The organism is Corynebacterium sp. HMSC074E01, assembly GCF_001808885.1.
In the GTDB taxonomy this organism is placed as follows: Bacteria; Actinomycetota; Actinomycetes; order Mycobacteriales; family Mycobacteriaceae; genus Corynebacterium.
The window spans coordinates 80439-96802 of the sequence record NZ_KV794846.1 but is presented as its reverse complement, the minus strand read 5'-3'; the positions used below and the strand labels follow the sequence as shown (position 1 = coordinate 96802).

Genomic DNA, 16364 nt, shown 5'->3' with positions numbered 1-16364 from the left:
GTGAAACTACCTCCTAGACCAGCTCGTAGTCGTTGAGCTCGAGCTTGTCGGTGAGCTCGTAGTACTCAGCAACGTTGCCGGACCAGTTGTTGATGACGCGGCCTTCCTCGTTCTTGTACCAGGAGGAGCAGTCAGCGGAGAACGCAGATGCCTCGAGCTCCTTCTGGATCTTGGTGTTGAACTCGTCGATGACGTTCTTCTTCACGTCGAGGGCTGCCTCTGGGTTCTCGCGCAGGTACGCAACGGCCTGGGAGATGTAGCGGTCCTGAGCCTCGAGCATGGCCACCACGGAGTGGTGGTTGAGGTTGGTGTTCGGGCCGTAGAGCATGAAGAAGTTCGGGAAGCCATCCACGGACATGCCCAGGTAAGCCTCCGGGGAGTTGCCCCAGCGCTCACGCAGGTCGACGCCATCGCGGCCAGCAATCGGCAGGTCACCCTGGAACTCCTGGGAGTGGAAGCCGGTGGCGTAGATGACCACGTCGAAGTCGTGCTCTGCGCCGTCGTCGGTGCGGATGCCGGTCTCGGTGAACTTCTCGATGCCCGCGGTGATGAGCTCCACGTTGTCACGGTTGAAGGTGGGGTAGAAGTCATCGGAGCGCAGGATGCGCTTGCAGCCGAAGGCGAAGGTCGGGGTGAGCTTCTCCACCAGCTCTGGGTCGTTGACCTGGGAGCGCAGGTGCTCCATGGCCTGCTCGACACCTTCGGCCGCGGAATCGGTGCCCTTGCGGGTGCGGTCGAAGCCTTCCTCGCGAACCTCGTGGATCTCCTGGCGGATGGCGCGGTAGGAATCCGGGTTCTCCTGGAATTCCTTAAGCTCTTCATCGGTGAAGATGACCTGGTTGCGCGGCAGGATGTAGTTTGCGGAGCGCTGGAATACGGAGAGCTTCTCCGCTTCCTTGGCAACCTCCGGAACCAGCTGGACAGCGGAGGCCGCGTTGCCGATGACGGCGACCTTCTTGCCGTTCAGGTCGACGTCGTGGTTCCACTCGGCGGAGTGGAACTGTACGCCCTGGAATGCCTCGCGGTTCGGGAAGTTCGGGATCTTCGGCTTGGAGAGCTGGCCCCAGGCGCCGACGAAGACGCGGCCGTAGTAGGTCTCACCGTTGGCCTCGATCTCCCATGCCTTGAGGTCTTCCTTCCACTCGGCCTTGGTGATGCGGTGGTTGAATTTGATGTGGTCGTAGAGGTTGAATTCCTCAGCAAGAGCCTTGAGGTAGCCCTGCATTTCGTCCTGACCGGCGAACATGCGGGAGACGCCAAGGTTGAGGAAGTAGGAGTAGCAGTAGATCAGAGCCTGGGTATCGCAGGCAGCACCCGGGTAGGTGTTGTCGCGCCACACGCCGCCGACCTCATCGGCAGCCTCGAGGATGAGGAAGTCTTTCTGCTCGTCGCGGACCAGCTGGGCGCCCATGCCCAGTCCGCCGTAGCCGGTGCCGAGGATGATGCAATCGTAGATCTTCATAGTGGTGTGTCTCCTTTTAGACGGTGGTGGTGTGGATTAGTTTGCGCGGATGGCTTCGGCCAGGACCTGGAGGCCGTCGCGCAGGGTGGACTCATTGATGACCAGCGGGGGCAGGAGGCGGATGACGTTGCCGTCGAGGCCGCAGGTGAGGATGAGCACGCCCTGCTCGCGGCAGGTCTTGGCTACCTTGGCGGTGAGGTCAGCGTTCGGCTGGTTGTTGTCGTCTACCAGCTCGATGGCGATCATGGCGCCGCGGCCGCGGACCTCGGCGACGGTGGTGAGCTCGAGCAGCGGCTCCAGCTCCTCGCGGGTGATGGCCTCGATCTCGCGGGCGCGGGAAGCCAGATCCAGCTCCTCCATCTCCTCGAAAGCTGCCAGGGAAGCAGCACAGGCCACCGGGTTACCGGCGTAGGTGCCACCCAGGGAGCCCGGGTCCGGGGCATCCATGATCTCGGCGCGGCCGGTCACAGCGGACAGCGGCATGCCGCCGCCCACGCCCTTGGCGGTGGTGATGAGGTCCGGAATGATGCCCTCATCGTCGCAGGCGAACCAGGATCCAGTGCGGCAGATACCGGCCTGAATTTCATCGGCGATGAAGACAACACCGTTGTCGGTGCACCATTCCTGCAGCGCCGGGAGGAAACCCTTGGCCGGCTCGACGAAACCGCCCTCGCCCTGCACTGGCTCGATGATGACTGCAGCCAGTTCTTCGGTGCCGACGTACTGCTCGATGTAGCGCAGGGTGCGCGCTGCTGCCTGCTTGCCGTCGAGGCCGTCGCGCAGCGGGTAGGACATCGGCGCGCGGTAAATATCAGCGGCCAGGGTGCCAAAGCCCTGCTTGTAGGGCTTGTTCTTGGCGGTCATGGTCATGGTGAGGTTGGTGCGGCCGTGGAAGGCACCGTCGAAGACCACGACGCGGTTCTTGCCGGTGTAGCGGCGAGCGATCTTGATGGCGTTCTCCACTGCCTCCGCGCCGGTGGAGAAGAGACAGGTCTTCTTCTCGTGGGTGCCCGGGGTCAGCTCGTTGAGCTTCTTGGACACCTGGATAAAGCCCTCGTAGGGAGCGTTGAGGAAGCAGGTGTGGGTCAGGTGGCTGGCGGCCTCGGCGACGGCCTTGGCAACGCGCTGGTTGGAGGCGCCAACGGAGGTCACGGCGATGCCGGATGCGAAGTCGACGATGGTGTTGCCGTCGACGTCGACAAGCACGCCACCGTCACCGTCGGTGATGTAGGAGGGGTAGCCCGGGATGACGCCAGCAGCGACGTCTGCTTCACGTGCGGCATTCAGCTCCTGGCTGCGAGGACCAGGGATTGCGGTGGAGACATTCCGCTCCTGGGGGAGGCGGTGCTTGAGATCCTGCATGCTGTCTGCTCCTTAATACTCGGAATTTTTTATGACGTGGGTCATTCTTATGGCTAAACTTCAGAAGGGCCATAGACAATCTGGTGAAAGAATGGTGAGAATTTGTCCACAATGGATACGGGGGTAGCGGTCGGGCTGGAAGAGGGGAGCGTTTCCCTGAGATGGTTGGCTAATCAGCCTGATTTGGGGATAGAAATTCTGCACGATTGTGGGCGCCCTTTTTCCGTAATGCACCCGTGTGAGCTGCGCGATCCCCGTGAGTTTGTGGGGTCTGGGGTGGTTATCCTGCTTACCGGCATGGCGTTTGAAGGGAAATCGGAAGAGCTGGCGGAGTACATCCACAGGGTGGCCGAAGGCGGGGTAACGGGGGTGGGTTTCGGCGTTGGGATTGCCTTTGCCGAGGTTCCGCCCGCCATGGTGGAGGCCGCCCGGGAATGCGATATTTCGCTCTTCACGGTGGCGCTGCGTGTTCCTTTCGTCTCGGTGCTCGCGCGTCTCCACGACGAGCTGCAACGCCAGCGCGAGGAAGGGCTGGAGCGTTTCATTGCCCAGCAGGGTGCGCTGAACGACGCCGCCGTGGCCGGCCTCGACGCCCTCGTGGACAAGACCGGCCGACTTTTGGGTGCGCACTGTTGCCTCGTGGATAAGGATGGGCGGGTCTTCGCGCAGTCGAGCCTTCCCGGGCTGCCGCCGGTGGAGTGGGCACCAGTGATTGCTGATGCCCGCGCTCAAAACTTCTATGCCGCACGCCGTGTCGGCGGGTGGAATGTTTTGGCCCAGCGCTTGGCCGACCACGGCGCACGATCCTTTGGTCTGCTGGCGGTGGCGCGTGAGAGTTTCGGTGTGAACGAGCGCGCGCTGCTCAAACAGGCCGCAGGTCTAGCGGAACTCACGGTGAAGCGCCCGCAGGAGCTGCGGCGCACCCAAAACGAACTCAACTCCATGGCCATGGCTATTCAGTTGGGTATGGACCAGCCAGAAGATCCCATGCGCCGCATCTTCCACATGGTGGGTGATGCGCAGGGTCGGGTGCGTCCTGTGCTGGTGAAATCTGAGGGGGAGCGCGCCCACCAGCGCTTCATTCAGGCGTTGGATGCCCGACTGCAGGAACACGGGCGCTTGCTTTTCGAGTACGCGCTGGATAAATCCTCCAGCCTCCTGCTCTTTAGGGGAAGCCGGTCGATGAAGAACCTGCAAGACTTGTTGCGCGATATTCGCGGAAGCAAGCGCATCGTCGTGGGGCAACCTATACCATGGGCCGAGCTGGGAGTAGGAGTTGTCCGTGAATTGGAATCCTTCGCCTTTGGGTTGCAGCCAGGAATGTTGGCGGGACCAGAATCGCGGACGCTGAGCTGGACCAGGGATCCTCGGGTCAAGGGTGCGGTGCACAATCGCGCCGAAGAAACCTGGGGCAAGGTGCGCGCCTTTGATGCGGAGCACGGCACCGAACTGGCGGAAACCCTGGAGGTCTACCTGCGCGCGGGTGGGCATGTGAGCCGCACTGCTGAGGAGCTGCAGTCGCATCGGCATACCGTGCGCAAGCGCATCGCGGATTTGGAAGATCTCCTGGAAGTCGATCTCAAGGATCCCCTCGTGGCGGCGGAGCTGCTCATCCTCGGGGTCAGCGTTCCGGATTGAGGCCTTAAAAGTCAGCTAAGAGTCAATACTGAGTAAGAGAAGCTCCGCCCGGGTTACAGGGTTGGCCAGGTCCACGCCGCAGAGTTGCTCCACTTTATCCAACCGAGCGCGCACGGTGTGGCGGTGAACGCCGAGCTCCGCGGCGGCGGTGGCCAGGTTGGCGTTGCCCACGAGGAAGGCTCGCAATGTAGTAAGCAGCTCGGTGTTGTGTTGCGTATCGTGCTCGGCTAGAAGGCTGACCGTGGTTGCGCGCCGAGCGGCGAGAGCCTCGGGCACGCCCGGCTCTGCCAACCACGTGGGCGCAGCGGAGTCGAAAGGCGCCACCGTGCCAAGTGGGAGGCTGCGGGCGTGGTTGTGGAGTGAGGATAGAAGCGCTGGGGTCAGTGTCTGCCATTGTGTGTGCCGCAGGTGAGATGCCCGGAGGTAGCGCGTGTGCTTCCCAAGGAGTTGCGGGTGCACGGTGCCCGGTGGAAGCGCGATAAGTGCCGAATCGTGGTCCGGGCGGATGAGGCTGAGAGGCTCGGCTTTTCCAATTTCGCTCAAAGCCCGCGTGAGGCGGGAGGGGGAAGGCGCCGTGAGAAACAGGACATCTATGAGGTCATGGCTATCGACCATATGAAAAGCCGCCTGCAGAGCGGGGGAGTTCACGCCGGCGAGCTGGGCGTCGAGTGCCAATGCCCCGAGGATTGTGTGCGCAGTGGTGTCGGGGTGGTCCAAGAGCAGGCTGGCCAGACCCGCTAGGTGCCGAATGAGCGCCCGAGAGTAGGAATCGAATTTTTCTGCACGCGTTACCGCGATGGCCCAGCGCCGTCCCGCCGAGCCGAAAATGCTGGTGATGGTGGCGCCTGTGCTTGTCGACGTCCCCGTTCCCCGCCCCGTCTGCTCCGCGGCCTCCACCGCGGCGTCGGCTGCACTGAGCTGGCCGCGATCGCTGCGGCTGACCACCGCTCCGGAGGAACTGGCTACCGCTACCGCGGCGCCGAGTTCCTTGCCTGCCTGTGCGATGAGTGCGCCGATGTTCGTGGCCGCCGCCTGGTTGAGGCGCTCCTGCTGGCGGTGGAGTGCAAAGTGCGCGTTGTTGTCCAAGCGGGCCTGTTCTTGAGCCACGGCCGTGGTGATGGAAACGAATCGGGTGGCGCGCGGGACTTCAAAGAGGGTGAGGTCGTGCTGGGAGCAGGCGCGGATAAGTTCTGCGGGAACCTCACTGAAGGCCAGTCCGGTGCCAAAGCCGATGCCCTGCACGCCGGCCGCGGCGAGGGCCGCAACATAGCGCTCGAATCCTTCGGCTGCCTCCTGGAAGGCAAGCCCCAACGTGAGCATGAGCGCGCCGGGGGAGGTGAACTCGCTGGGGTCCGCGAGCTCGGAGGCGTGAATGGTGTTGAAGGAGGTTTTAGCGCTAAGGACGCTCCGCAAGCTCAGAGAGCGCTGGTTGAGCAGCCAATGGAAGGAAATCTCACGCATGGTGGACAGACTACACAGTAGTGGGAACAAAATTTATACATAGTGTCCATAGTGTTCGGGGCGTGTTGGGGGCCACACTAAGGGGCATCCTATTCAACCGAACACAAAAGGAAGACCATGCAGGAACTTCAGTACCACATTGAGCAGTCCCGTCACCTGGGTCAGCAGGTCCCGGGCCCGAAGAGCGCCGCCCTGGATGAGCGCCGCAAGAACGCCCTCCCCGCGGGCATGGCACCGTCACTTCCGGGCTACGTAGTGGATGCCGATGGCGGCATTCTTGCCGACGCCGACGGCAACCGCTTCATCGACCTCGCTTCCGGTATCGCTGTGACCTCCGCTGGTGCTTCGAACCCGGCCGTCGTGGCCGCGGTTCAGGAGGCCGTCGCGCACTTCACCCACACCTCCTTCACCGTGTCCCCGTATGAGTCCTACGTGGCCGTGGCAGAAAAGCTCAACGAGGTCACCCCGGGTGACCACCCGAAGAAGACCGCGCTGTTTAACTCCGGCGCAGAGGCCGTCGAGAATGCCGTGAAGATTGCCCGCAACTACACCGGAAAGCGCGGTGTCGTGGTCATGGACCGCGCCTTCCACGGCCGCACCAACCTGACCATGGCTATGACCGCCAAGCAGTCGCCCTACAAGAATGGCTTCGGCCCCTTCGCCCCGGAGATTTACCGCGCACCGATGTCCTACCCGCTGCGTGACGGCCTGAGCGGCGCCGAGGCGGCCCAGAAGACCATCACCATGATTGAGCAGGAAGTCGGCGCAGCTAATCTGGCCTGCGTTGTTGCTGAGCCGATTCAGGGCGAGGGCGGCTTCGTCGTCCCGGCCGAGGGCTACCTCGCAGCAATCCAGAAGTGGTGCAACGAGAACGACGTGGTCTTCATCGTCGACGAGATTCAGGCAGGCATGATGCGCACCGGCACCTGGTTCGCCTCCGACCATGAGGGCATTGTTCCGGACATGGTGACCATTGCGAAGGGTATTGCCTCCGGTATGCCGCTGTCCGCAGTGACCGGCCGTGCGGAAATCATGGATGCCCCGCAGCCGGGTGGCCTGGGCGGTACCTACACCGGTAACCCGGTGGCCTGTGCTGCTGCGCTGGCAACCTTCAAGGAATTCGAAGAGAAGGACTTCGGTGCGCGTGCCCAGAACCTAGAGAAGGTCGCCCGCGAGGAGCTGGAACCCATTCTGGGCGATGAGCGCGTGGCCGAGTTCCGCGGCCGCGGCGCCATGCTTGCCCTCGAGTTTGTTACCGCTGAGGGTGAGCCGGACTCTGAGCTGGTGCACAAGATTGCCGACGCCGCCAAGGCCGAGGGCGTCCTGCTGCTGACCTGCGGCCTCGACCACAACGTCATCCGCTTCCTGCCTTCTCTGGCTATCCCGGAAGACCTGTGGCGTGAAGCGCTGCAGGTCGTCGTGAAGCAGTTCAACGAATACAAGTAAGGCAAGATCACGTGCTCACCCAGCGCTGGCTGGGTGAGCACAAGTTTTAGTAATCATCGGAGAAGTCTTTGTCCAACAAAATTTCTGTGCCGCAGAGGGATGAATCCGCGGCGGAATTCAAACCTGCGTTGTCTTTTGCGCAGGGCGTTGCCCTCATTTTTGGCACCAACATCGGCGCTGGAGTCCTCTCCATTCCTTATGCCGCTCGCAACGGCGGATTCCTTGCGCTCGTCATTGCCCTGCTCGTGGCCGGTACTCTCACGACCATTTCCATGTTGTACGTGGCGGAGTCCGCCATGCGCACCAAGTCCACGCTTCAAGTCTCCGGACTGGCCGAACATTACCTCGGGCAGTGGGGCAGGTGGCTGGTCTTCGTTGCCATCATCGTTAACGGCATCGGCGCGCTCATTGCCTATGCCGCCGGTTCCGGCGACTTGATCAACAACATCTTCGGTCTGCCGCCACTCCTCGGAACGCTGATCTTCTTCGGCTTCGGCTCGTGGGTGATGTACCGCGGTCTGCACACCACGGGTAAGACCGAGGGCGCGATTACGGCCGGAATGGCTATCATCATCGCTGTCCTTTGCGGATGGACGATTCTGGGCCCTGGAATCAAGATTGACAACCTTTTGGTTATGCACCCGTTCTTCATCGTCCCGATTCTGAATCTGGCGGTCTTCTCCTTCTTGGCACAGTATGTGGTTCCGGAGCTGGTGCAGGGCATGGACCCGGCCAAGCCGCAGCAGACCGCCCGGGCAATCGTTATGGGCATGGTCATCACCGGCTTTACCCTGGCGTTGGTACCTTTTGCCGCGCTTGGCCTTCTTGGCATGGAGGTCACCGAAGTGGTGACCATCGCCTGGGGAGAGGCACTCGGTCCGGTGGCCTACTACCTGGCCAACATCTTTGCCCTAGCGGCCATGTTGACCTCCTTCCTGGCGATTGGTTTTACCACCATGCGCAACGTCCTAGACATCTTCCACTGGGAAGGCGTGAAGGGCCAGCGCATTGTGGCAGTGGCGCTGACGGTTGTTCCGCCACTGGTGATTTCCATTGCTGGTCTCGGTGGCTTCGTTGCGGCGTTGTCCTATGCTGGTGGTTTTGCGGGCGCCATCATGTCCGTCATCCCGGTGATGCTGTTGCATGCCTCCCGAAAGAAGGGCGACCGCGATCCAGGCTGGAACGTGGGCGGACTCGCACACCCAGTAATCCAAGGAACCATCATCGTGGTCTACGTCTTGGCCTTCCTTTACTCGATCATTTCTATCCTTGGGTTGGTGCCGGCAGGCTGGGCTTAGATCCGGCTTTTCGACGCGACACCCCGCCTACTTGCCAAAGTTCGGGCCAGATCTTGAGTCAGGAGCGAGGGATTTGGCAGAACGGGCAGTTGTAGCCCGGACCTGGCTCTAGTTCGTGCCGAAAAAAAGGCTGGGCCGCTCTCCATGTCGGGAGCGGCCCAGCCTTTCAGCATGATGTAACCGAGGTTACGGCCTAGAAGATGCCGTGGTTATGAAGTGCCTCGTCATCGGAGGGGACCTCAGAAATGGCATCCCACATTTCGACGAGCTTGCCGTCCTCGACGCGCCACAGCTCGCAATAGGAATGGCGCGCACCAGCGATGCTGCCTTCTGAATGGGTCAGAACGAACTGTCCCTGCGCAATCGTGCGGTGGATGCGCTCATACTCCAGCCCCTCGCCATCTTCCTTCAGCTTGGTGAGGAAGTCGACGCAGTTTTCGGCACCATCGGCGATGTCAGGGGAATGTTGGGCAAACTGATCATCGCGGGTGTTTTCGATGAAACCGGAGTAATCAGCGCCGATGAGCGAGCGGGTGAAGAACTCGATGACGAACTCTCGGTTCTGCTCGGTGAGGCTCTCATCACCGATTTCGGTAGCGCCATCGAGCTGCGTGCGGCCGCTTGCGTTCGGTTCTGCCAAGGGAACGAGGTTGTCCCAGTGCTCGACAATCTTGTCGCCCTCGACGCGGTAAATATCGAAACCGACGAAGGGCTCATCCTCGATGCCGTCGAAGCGACCATGCAAAGCAACGAGGCCGTTGGCTTCATCCGTAATCACGCGGGCGTTGGTGTACTTCAGTCCCTCGCCCAGATCCGCGACAAATTTCTTGAGCCCTTCTGCATCATTAGCGATGAGGGGAGAGTGCTCCACAAAGTTATCGGCGAAGTGCTTGTCCAGGACCGAGGTATCGTGGCCGTCGAAAAGCGCGGTGTGAACCTCGAGGACAGAGTTTCCTAGTGAAGTCATGGAATCTCCTTAGTTGGCCACGAAGTAGGTGCGCTTGTTGACGAACTCATCCATGCCATAGGGGCCGAGCTCGCGGCCGTAACCGGAGTTCTTCACGCCACCGAAGGGGACTTCGGCGCCCTCCGCCGCGTAGGTGTTGACGTTGGACATGCCGACCTCCAGGCGCTGGGCAATCTTCTCGGCGCGCTCGACGTCCTTGGAGAAGACGCAACCGCCCAGGCCGTACTGGGTGTCGTTGGCCAGCTCCAGCGCCTCTTCGTCGCTGCTGACCTTGAACACGGTGGCCACCGGGCCGAAGAGCTCTTCGTAGTAGACATCAGAGCCAACCGGAACATCGGTCAGCACGGCGGGGCTGAAGTAGGAAGACTTCTCATCGACGAGCTCGCCGCCGACGTGCAGAGTGGCGCCGGCCGCCACGGTGCGGTCGATCTGATCCTTGAGGTTTTCTGCCGCGCTGCGCGAAGACAACGGGGTGTAGACAGTTTCGGAAGCCTCCTGCGGGGTACCCGGCTTCATGGCCTTCGCGAGCTCGACCAGCTCAGCGACGAACTCGTCGTAGATATCCTCCATCACAATCAGGCGCTTGTTGGAGTTGCACGCCTGGCCGGTGTTGTACATGCGGGTCTCCCACGCATCCTTGGCTGCCTGCTTGACGTCATCGGTGTCGAGGATGACGTAAGGATCGGAGCCACCGAGCTCGAGTACTGCCTTCTTGAGGTTCTTCGCAGCCAGAGAACCCACCGCGGCACCTGCGCGCTCGGAGCCGGTGAGGGACACACCGCGCAGCTCCTTGTGCTCGATGATCTTCTCTGCCTGCTCATGGGTTGCGAAGATGTTGGTGTAGACGCCCTTGGGCACACCGGCGTCATCCATGATCTTCTGGATGGCAAGCGCGGAGCGCGGGCAGATGGTGGCGTGCTTCAAGACGATGGTATTGCCCAACATCAGGTTTGGTGCGGCGAAGCGCGCGACCTGATAGTAAGGGAAGTTCCACGGCATGATGCCCAGCAGAGTGCCGATAGGGAGGCGCTGGATGTAGCCCTTGCCGTCCATCTCGACGGGGATTTCCTCGTCGGCGGCGAACTTCGGGCCGTTGTCGGCGTAGTAGGCAAAGATAGCGCCGCTGAACTCAGCCTCCTCGAGGCCCTCGGAGACCGGCTTGCCCATTTCGGTTGCAATGATCTCAGCGAGCTCATCCTTGCGCTCTTCGAAGAGCTCGGCAACGCGCGTGACTAGCTTGGCGCGCTCCTCGATCGGGGTATCGCGCCAACTGAGGAATGCCTCGTGCGCGCCATCAACGGCGGCCAGGATTTCCTGGTCAGTGGCGTGGTCAAAAGTCTCAAGAACCTCACCGGTAGCGGGGTTTTCTACGCGAAATCCGGACATTGCTTCATCCTCCAATGATTGAAGTGTGTATGGGTTGCACCCCATTATGGGGCGGATTGTGACTTATTGCAAGGGTTCTGCACTTTATGTCATTTGTCTCAGTATTGGCTTATGGGGTACTTGGACTGAGGGGGTGAAAGGAGGCCACTTAGCCCCGCCAGGGCTGAATGCCCGCGCGGCGCCAGGCCTCCAAGAACTGGGTAGTCTCGGCTTCATCGGTAATGGACACGCGCACGCCCTCATCGAGGTAGCGGCGGATGACCACGCCTTCATCGAGCATCTTCGTTTCCACCTCCGCGGCATCCGCGCGCGGCAGCCACACGAAGTTGCCGTAGGACTTCTCGGCCCCTAGTTCTGCGCAGACGCGGTCGCGTTGTGTTTTGGTGATTTCGACGGCGTCGTCAAGCTCGTCATGGCGCTTGAGCACCTCCACCGCGGCAGTTTCTGCCATGGCGGTCACCGTTAGCGGCAGGGAGAGCAGCTGCAGAGCATTGATGATTTCTGGGCCAGCCACCGCGTAGCCCACGCGCATGCCGGCCAGGCCCCATGCCTTGGAGAAGGTGCGTACACCGAGCAAATTGGGGTAGCGCTGGTATTCCTCCACTGAATCCGGGGTATCGGGGGCGTCGTTGTATTCCCAGTAAGCCTCATCCAGCAGTACGACGACGTCCTTGGGCACCCGGTCCATGAAGGCGCGGAATTCACCGCGCGTGATGACGGTGCCCGTCGGGTTATTGGGGTTGCACAGGATGATGAGCTTGGTCTTCTCCGTCAGGGCGGCAAGGACTGCCTCCAGATCGACGCGGTAATCCTCCGTGAGCTGGACCAGAATCGGTTCCGCGCCGGCCATGCGCACGTAGAGGGGGTAAGCCTCAAAGCTGCGCCAGGGCACGATGACCTCATCACCCGTCTGGCAAGAAGCCAAGATGGTGGCCTGCAGGATGGGCGTGGAACCCGCCGAGACGAAGATATTTTCCGCCGGGACATCTAGGTAATTGCACAAGGCGTTGGTGAGCTCTAGGCTGCCGGGCTGTTGGTAGCGGTTGGTGGTGCGGGCGGCGTCGGCAACCGCGGCAATGATGTCCTCGGCAGGCGGGAAGGGGACCTCGTTGGAAGAGAGCTTCAAGGCATTGGGGAAATCCTTGCCCACCTTGTACTCGGGGAAGCTTGAGAGATCACTACGAAGCATAATCACGTCCTTTCTAAATCATGTCCCAGATGGTCACGGCCATAATCAGCAGGCCCATGCCGAAGACGAAGTAGTTCCACGGGTCATTGCGGAATTGCTTGTACACGTCCAGTTTCTTGAACATGTACACCGGAACCAGGTAGACGATGAACGCCACGAAGACACCGGAGACCACGGAAATCATCGAAATAATGGAGGGGTTGAAGATCGCCACGAGCGTGGTGCACACGAAGGCGATGAGATAAATGATGTTGAGCAGCGTGCGGTGCGAGACCTTTTCCGCCAGCTTTGGCGCGGCGTTCTTCAGCAGGTATTCCGTTCCCTCTTCGGTACCGAGCATGTGGCCGAAGTAGGAGGAGACGATGGCGCAGATGACCACGATGGGGGCCATGTAAGCCATGAACGGAGTGCCCGTGACGTTGGCGAAATAGGAGAGCACCGGGATGTTTTGCTCGAGTGCCTCATTCATACCGTCGGCGCCGAGCGCGAGGACGCAGGACCACACGAAGAACATGGTGAAGACGACGAGCAGGATGGCGGTGTAGAACTCCGTGCGGGAGACGCGCTTCTCGGTCTTCTCGCCGTACTGCGGCTGCATGTCGATGGCGAACTGCGAAAGCGCCGCCATGTGGGAGAAGGAAAAGACCAGCACCGGAAGGATGAGGAAGATGCCCTTGAGCATCTGGCCCCAGCCATCGGCACCATCGTCAAAATGGATGAAGCTGTGCAGGTCCCAGCGCGGAATGAGGTAGATGGACGTGATGGCCAGGGCGATAATCAGCGGGTAGACCAGCACTTGGGCCAGCCAAATCATAGGTTTGCGGCCGATGGCGAAACCACCGGTCATGATTCCGACGCAGATGGTGGCCAGCAGCCAGCGGTCGATGGAAGGCCCGCCCAGCTGGTTGACGATGAAGCTATCCACCGCGTTGGTGATGGAGACACCGTAGATCAGGACGGTGGAAAAGACCGTGATCCAGTACAGCACCGCGAAGCCAATTCCTTGGCCTTTGCCCAGGTATTGCGAAACCAGCTCGAGGATGTCTTTGCCGTGGTCCTCCTTGGGTGCGCCGGCAACGATGCGCGCATAGGTGCGGTGTGAAAAGTACACCAGCGGAAGGATGAAAACCGTAGCGAAGACGAGCGGCCAGAACCCAAATCCGCCGGCGTTAAGCGGCAGGAAGAGGATGCCGGCACCTACGGCGGTGCCGAAGAGCGTAATGATCCACGATGCGGTGGAGGCGGCGGGGCGCTGCTTGGCGACGACCCCATCGCCCACGATGTGCTCGCCCTCTTTCAGGTCACTGGTGGGCGGTGTGGATGTTGTTGAGGGAGTATTGGTAGAGCTCATGGTGAGCCTCCTCTAGTCGATGGGTAGGGAGTGGTCCTGGTCAGTGATGACGTTGATGAGAGCTGGTACGCCGTCTTCGGCGATGGCGCGCAGGGCCCGGGCTACTGCCTCTTGTGCCTGCGAGTCGTCGGTAACGAGCTCACCGTGAGCGCCGAAGCCGCGGGCTACCGCCGCGAAATCTGGGTTCACCAGCTGGGTGCCGGAGACGCGATCAGGGAAGTGCTTCTTCTGGTGGTCGCGGATGGTTCCAAATTCGCCATTGGACATGACGATGATGAGGAAGGGCGCGCCGTATTGCAGTGCGGTGGCCAGCTCTTGGCCGTTCATGAGGTATTCGCCGTCGCCAGCAATGGTGACGACGGTGCGCTCCGGGAACTGCAGTTTGGTGGCTACTGCGGCCGGGATGGAATAGCCCATCGAGCCGTTGCGCACGCTGAACTGGGAGGGGTAGACCTGCGAGCGCAGGAATTGTTGGGCCCAGATGCAGTGGTTTCCGGCGCCGAAGGTGTAGATGGGATCCTGCGGCAGCTGTTCGTGGAGTGCTGCGAGGATGGCCTCCATGTGGGCGGTGCCTTCTTTTCCGGGACGGTAGTCCGCTGGCTCGGGGAGAGTGGCGAAGTCGAGGTGGTTCGCGTGCGCGTTATCAAACCACTCGCCGCGCTTGTCCTTGCCCTCGATGCTCAAGCGGTCCAGGGTGTTAGCGAAGGCTACGGGGCTCGCCACGATGTGTTCTAGCAGCGCCACGGAGTGGCCGCGGAGGCTGGTATCAGGATTGATCGCGATGTTGCGTGCCTGAGGTGACTGGCGCAAGGTATAGCCATCGGTGGGAACATCACCGAGAACGGCACCGACTTCGATGACGAGGGAGGCGGCTTCCAAAAGTTGTGCCGCGCGTGGGTCGCGCCCATAGCCGAGCCAGCCGGCGTTGGCGGGGGAGTCGAAAGGCACGCGGTCAGCGGCGCGGAAGTCTTGAATGATCGGGATGCGGTGCTCTTCGGCGAAGCGAGTGATCTTCTCTGCGGCCTCCGGGGTCCAGCGCGGACCGCCGGCAAAAATGAGTGGACGCTCTGCGCGGCTCAGCTCGCGGGAGAGGAGGTCCAGGTGATCGTCGGAAAGCGCGCCTTCCGCAACCGGGATGGGCGGATGGATGGTGCCCGTGTACTCCTGGTGGAGAATATCCTCCGGCAGGCCCACGATGACGGGGCCGGGGCGGCCCTGCTGGGCTTGGAAGAAAGCTTCGGCCACGACGCGGGAGGCGCGCGAGGGATCATCGAGGACGAAGACCTGCTTGGCCTGGGTGCCGAACCAGGCCTTGGGGTCGAATTCCTGGAAGGACTCGCGGTCGCGGTCGGAGGTGGGGATGAGGCCCACGAAGAGGACGAGCGGGGTGGCATCCTGCCAGGCGGTGTGGATGCCCACGTAGGCGTTGGCCGCCCCGGGCCCGCGGGTGACCATGGCGACGCCCGGTTGGCCGGTAGCCTTGCCGTGGGCTTCGGCCATGTAGGTGGCACCGCCTTCGTGGCGGGTGACGATGGCCTTAACGGGGGAATCGTAGAGGCCGTCGAGGACGGGAAGGAAGCTTTCGCCGGGCACGAGGAAAGCGCGGGTGACGTTGTGCGCGGCGAGGGATTCGGCAATAGCGGCGCCGACATGTGACATGGAAACCTCCCTGGTGTTGTTGTGGTGGTGGTCTCATTATTCTTTGCTGATGTCATGTTGTCTAATGTCTAGAAAGCTGGAAACCCATACCCTAAAGGCATGTGCCGTGGTAGAAGTGGGGGAATGGACATGGTGAAGGCCAAATATTTCCTTGCGGTGGCTGAGGCTGGCACGGTGACCGCTGCCGCGGCGCGCCTGGGTATTACCCAGCCGGCGCTGAGCCGCCAGCTGCGGCGCTTTGAAAAAGAGCTGGACCTGCAACTCTTCGTGCGGGCAGGGTCCTCACTAGTGCTTAGCGACGCTGCACATGCCCTCATCCCGACCTGCCGCCGCCTCCTCGCCGAATCTGCGCGCGCCGGGCAGGCAGTGGAGGCACTTCGCGCGGGCAGTATCCCGGCACTGCGTGTGGCTGCTACGCCGACGACGATTTCGACTCTGCTTGCGCCCTTTATTGAGGCCGCTGGCCAGACTATCCCTCTGCTCACAACGACCCCGGTCACGCACTACGACGTCTTTGACGCGCTGGAAGGCTCCGCCGACGTGGTGATTGCCACCATCCCGCCAGGCAATGACGTGGCCTCACTGGCTTTGGGCACGATTCCGGTGCGTGCCTGGGTGCCGCCGACGCACCCAATGGCATTGGAGTGTGCGGGTTCGACCAGCGTGGAGGTTAGACGGTTATTGCAAGAAAAGGTGGCTCTGCCCTCGCGGCGCAGCGTGTCCCGCGGGGTGGTGGATTCCTTCGTGGGCACGGCCGGCTGTGCCTTGGGCTCGCATGCCGAGTGCGATGACACCGCAACCTTGAGTGCCTTGGCCCGCTCGGGCCGAGCCGTGGCCCTGATGACAGAGCTGCAGCCTCCGCGGCTGGTGGGCTTCGACGTGGTCGATGGTGAAAAGACCCTGGGCGGGGTGCCGCTGGTCGCGGCCTGGTCCCCGGGGCACTTCGCGGGGCAGGAGATTGCACAGATTGCGCGGCGGTTCCGGAGTTTTATTGAGGGTTCGCTTCGCTAGGGTCTGCTTCTGGGCGCTGGGCGGTGTGCGCTTGGTGTGCGGTGGATAAAACTGCCCCAGTTGCCAAAGTTCTGGCCTGAATCAGAAGCGATAACTTTGGCAGCAATGGCAGCTGCGCAGCACTCAGCGGTGAA

The 16364-nt window shown here is 61.7% G+C and carries 12 protein-coding genes; 4 read left to right on the top strand and 8 right to left on the bottom strand.

The features are described from left to right. Nucleotides 1-13: 13 nt before the first annotated feature. Complete coding sequence (locus HMPREF2537_RS05800) at nucleotides 14-1462, bottom strand: flavin-containing monooxygenase (protein WP_070526322.1); 1449 nt, start codon at nucleotides 1460-1462, stop codon at nucleotides 14-16. 36 nt (nucleotides 1463-1498) lie between these two features. After that, nucleotides 1499-2824, bottom strand: coding sequence for a 4-aminobutyrate--2-oxoglutarate transaminase (gabT, locus tag HMPREF2537_RS05795; RefSeq protein WP_070526318.1), 1326 nt, complete (start codon nucleotides 2822-2824; stop codon nucleotides 1499-1501). 111 nt (nucleotides 2825-2935) lie between these two features. Between gabT (HMPREF2537_RS05795) and HMPREF2537_RS05790 the strand changes: the two genes are divergently transcribed. Next, entirely contained in the window at nucleotides 2936-4462 is a 1527-nt protein-coding gene (locus HMPREF2537_RS05790; RefSeq protein ID WP_371441233.1) for a PucR family transcriptional regulator ligand-binding domain-containing protein, read from the top strand. Nucleotides 4463-4477: 15 nt separating this feature from the next. Here the strand turns inward: HMPREF2537_RS05790 and HMPREF2537_RS05785 are convergent, their stop codons facing one another. Beyond that, nucleotides 4478-5923, bottom strand: a complete 1446-nt coding sequence (locus tag HMPREF2537_RS05785) for a PucR family transcriptional regulator (protein WP_070526311.1) — start codon at nucleotides 5921-5923, stop codon at nucleotides 4478-4480. A gap of 117 nt (nucleotides 5924-6040) precedes the next feature. On the opposite strand from HMPREF2537_RS05785, the gene gabT (HMPREF2537_RS05780) reads away from it, so the two are divergent. Continuing rightward, entirely contained in the window at nucleotides 6041-7369 is a 1329-nt protein-coding gene (gene gabT / locus HMPREF2537_RS05780) for a 4-aminobutyrate--2-oxoglutarate transaminase (RefSeq protein WP_070526308.1), read from the top strand. Between the two features lie 68 nt (nucleotides 7370-7437). Continuing rightward, nucleotides 7438-8667, top strand: a complete 1230-nt coding sequence (locus tag HMPREF2537_RS05775; RefSeq protein WP_070526304.1) for an aromatic amino acid transport family protein — start codon at nucleotides 7438-7440, stop codon at nucleotides 8665-8667. Nucleotides 8668-8860: 193 nt separating this feature from the next. Here HMPREF2537_RS05775 and HMPREF2537_RS05770 read toward each other — a convergent pair whose 3' ends face one another. The 5 genes from HMPREF2537_RS05770 to HMPREF2537_RS05750 all read right to left on the bottom strand — a co-directional run bounded on the left by HMPREF2537_RS05770 (nucleotide 8861) and on the right by HMPREF2537_RS05750 (nucleotide 15219). Further along, the gene (locus HMPREF2537_RS05770) at nucleotides 8861-9634 is read right to left on the bottom strand and encodes a nuclear transport factor 2 family protein (RefSeq protein WP_070526301.1); all 774 of its coding nucleotides are present in this window, start codon (nucleotides 9632-9634) and stop codon (nucleotides 8861-8863) included. Between the two features lie 9 nt (nucleotides 9635-9643). Next, nucleotides 9644-11020 carry an NAD-dependent succinate-semialdehyde dehydrogenase gene (locus HMPREF2537_RS05765; RefSeq protein ID WP_070512293.1) on the bottom strand — a complete coding sequence of 459 codons (1377 nt, stop codon included), beginning with the start codon at nucleotides 11018-11020 and terminating at the stop codon, nucleotides 9644-9646. A 148-nt stretch (nucleotides 11021-11168) separates the two neighbouring features. Next, nucleotides 11169-12209, bottom strand: a complete 1041-nt coding sequence (locus HMPREF2537_RS05760; protein WP_070526297.1) for a histidinol-phosphate transaminase — start codon at nucleotides 12207-12209, stop codon at nucleotides 11169-11171. A 13-nt stretch (nucleotides 12210-12222) separates the two neighbouring features. After that, nucleotides 12223-13560, bottom strand: a complete 1338-nt coding sequence (locus HMPREF2537_RS05755; protein WP_070526294.1) for an aromatic amino acid transport family protein — start codon at nucleotides 13558-13560, stop codon at nucleotides 12223-12225. A gap of 12 nt (nucleotides 13561-13572) precedes the next feature. Further along, a complete protein-coding gene (locus HMPREF2537_RS05750) occupies nucleotides 13573-15219 on the bottom strand; it encodes a thiamine pyrophosphate-dependent enzyme (RefSeq protein WP_070526291.1) in 1647 nt (548 codons plus the stop codon). 129 nt (nucleotides 15220-15348) lie between these two features. Between HMPREF2537_RS05750 and HMPREF2537_RS05745 the strand changes: the two genes are divergently transcribed. Continuing rightward, nucleotides 15349-16230, top strand: coding sequence for a LysR family transcriptional regulator (locus HMPREF2537_RS05745; protein WP_246818713.1), 882 nt, complete (start codon nucleotides 15349-15351; stop codon nucleotides 16228-16230). Nucleotides 16231-16364 lie beyond the last annotated feature (134 nt).

Excerpts from the sequence above, each read along its gene's own strand:
- HMPREF2537_RS05800 (WP_070526322.1), bottom strand. The coding sequence starts at position 1,462 with ATGAAGATCTACGATTGCATCATCCTCGGCACCGGCTACGGCGGACTG.
- gabT (WP_070526318.1), bottom strand. The coding sequence starts at position 2,824 with ATGCAGGATCTCAAGCACCGCCTCCCCCAGGAGCGGAATGTCTCCACC.
- HMPREF2537_RS05790 (WP_371441233.1), top strand. The coding sequence starts at position 2,936 with ATGGATACGGGGGTAGCGGTCGGGCTGGAAGAGGGGAGCGTTTCCCTG.
- HMPREF2537_RS05785 (WP_070526311.1), bottom strand. The coding sequence starts at position 5,923 with ATGCGTGAGATTTCCTTCCATTGGCTGCTCAACCAGCGCTCTCTGAGC.
- gabT (WP_070526308.1), top strand. The coding sequence starts at position 6,041 with ATGCAGGAACTTCAGTACCACATTGAGCAGTCCCGTCACCTGGGTCAG.
- HMPREF2537_RS05770 (WP_070526301.1), bottom strand. The coding sequence starts at position 9,634 with ATGACTTCACTAGGAAACTCTGTCCTCGAGGTTCACACCGCGCTTTTC.
- HMPREF2537_RS05765 (WP_070512293.1), bottom strand. The coding sequence starts at position 11,020 with ATGTCCGGATTTCGCGTAGAAAACCCCGCTACCGGTGAGGTTCTTGAG.
- HMPREF2537_RS05760 (WP_070526297.1), bottom strand. The coding sequence starts at position 12,209 with ATGCTTCGTAGTGATCTCTCAAGCTTCCCCGAGTACAAGGTGGGCAAG.
- HMPREF2537_RS05755 (WP_070526294.1), bottom strand. The coding sequence starts at position 13,560 with ATGAGCTCTACCAATACTCCCTCAACAACATCCACACCGCCCACCAGT.
- HMPREF2537_RS05750 (WP_070526291.1), bottom strand. The coding sequence starts at position 15,219 with ATGTCACATGTCGGCGCCGCTATTGCCGAATCCCTCGCCGCGCACAAC.
- HMPREF2537_RS05745 (WP_246818713.1), top strand. The coding sequence starts at position 15,349 with ATGGTGAAGGCCAAATATTTCCTTGCGGTGGCTGAGGCTGGCACGGTG.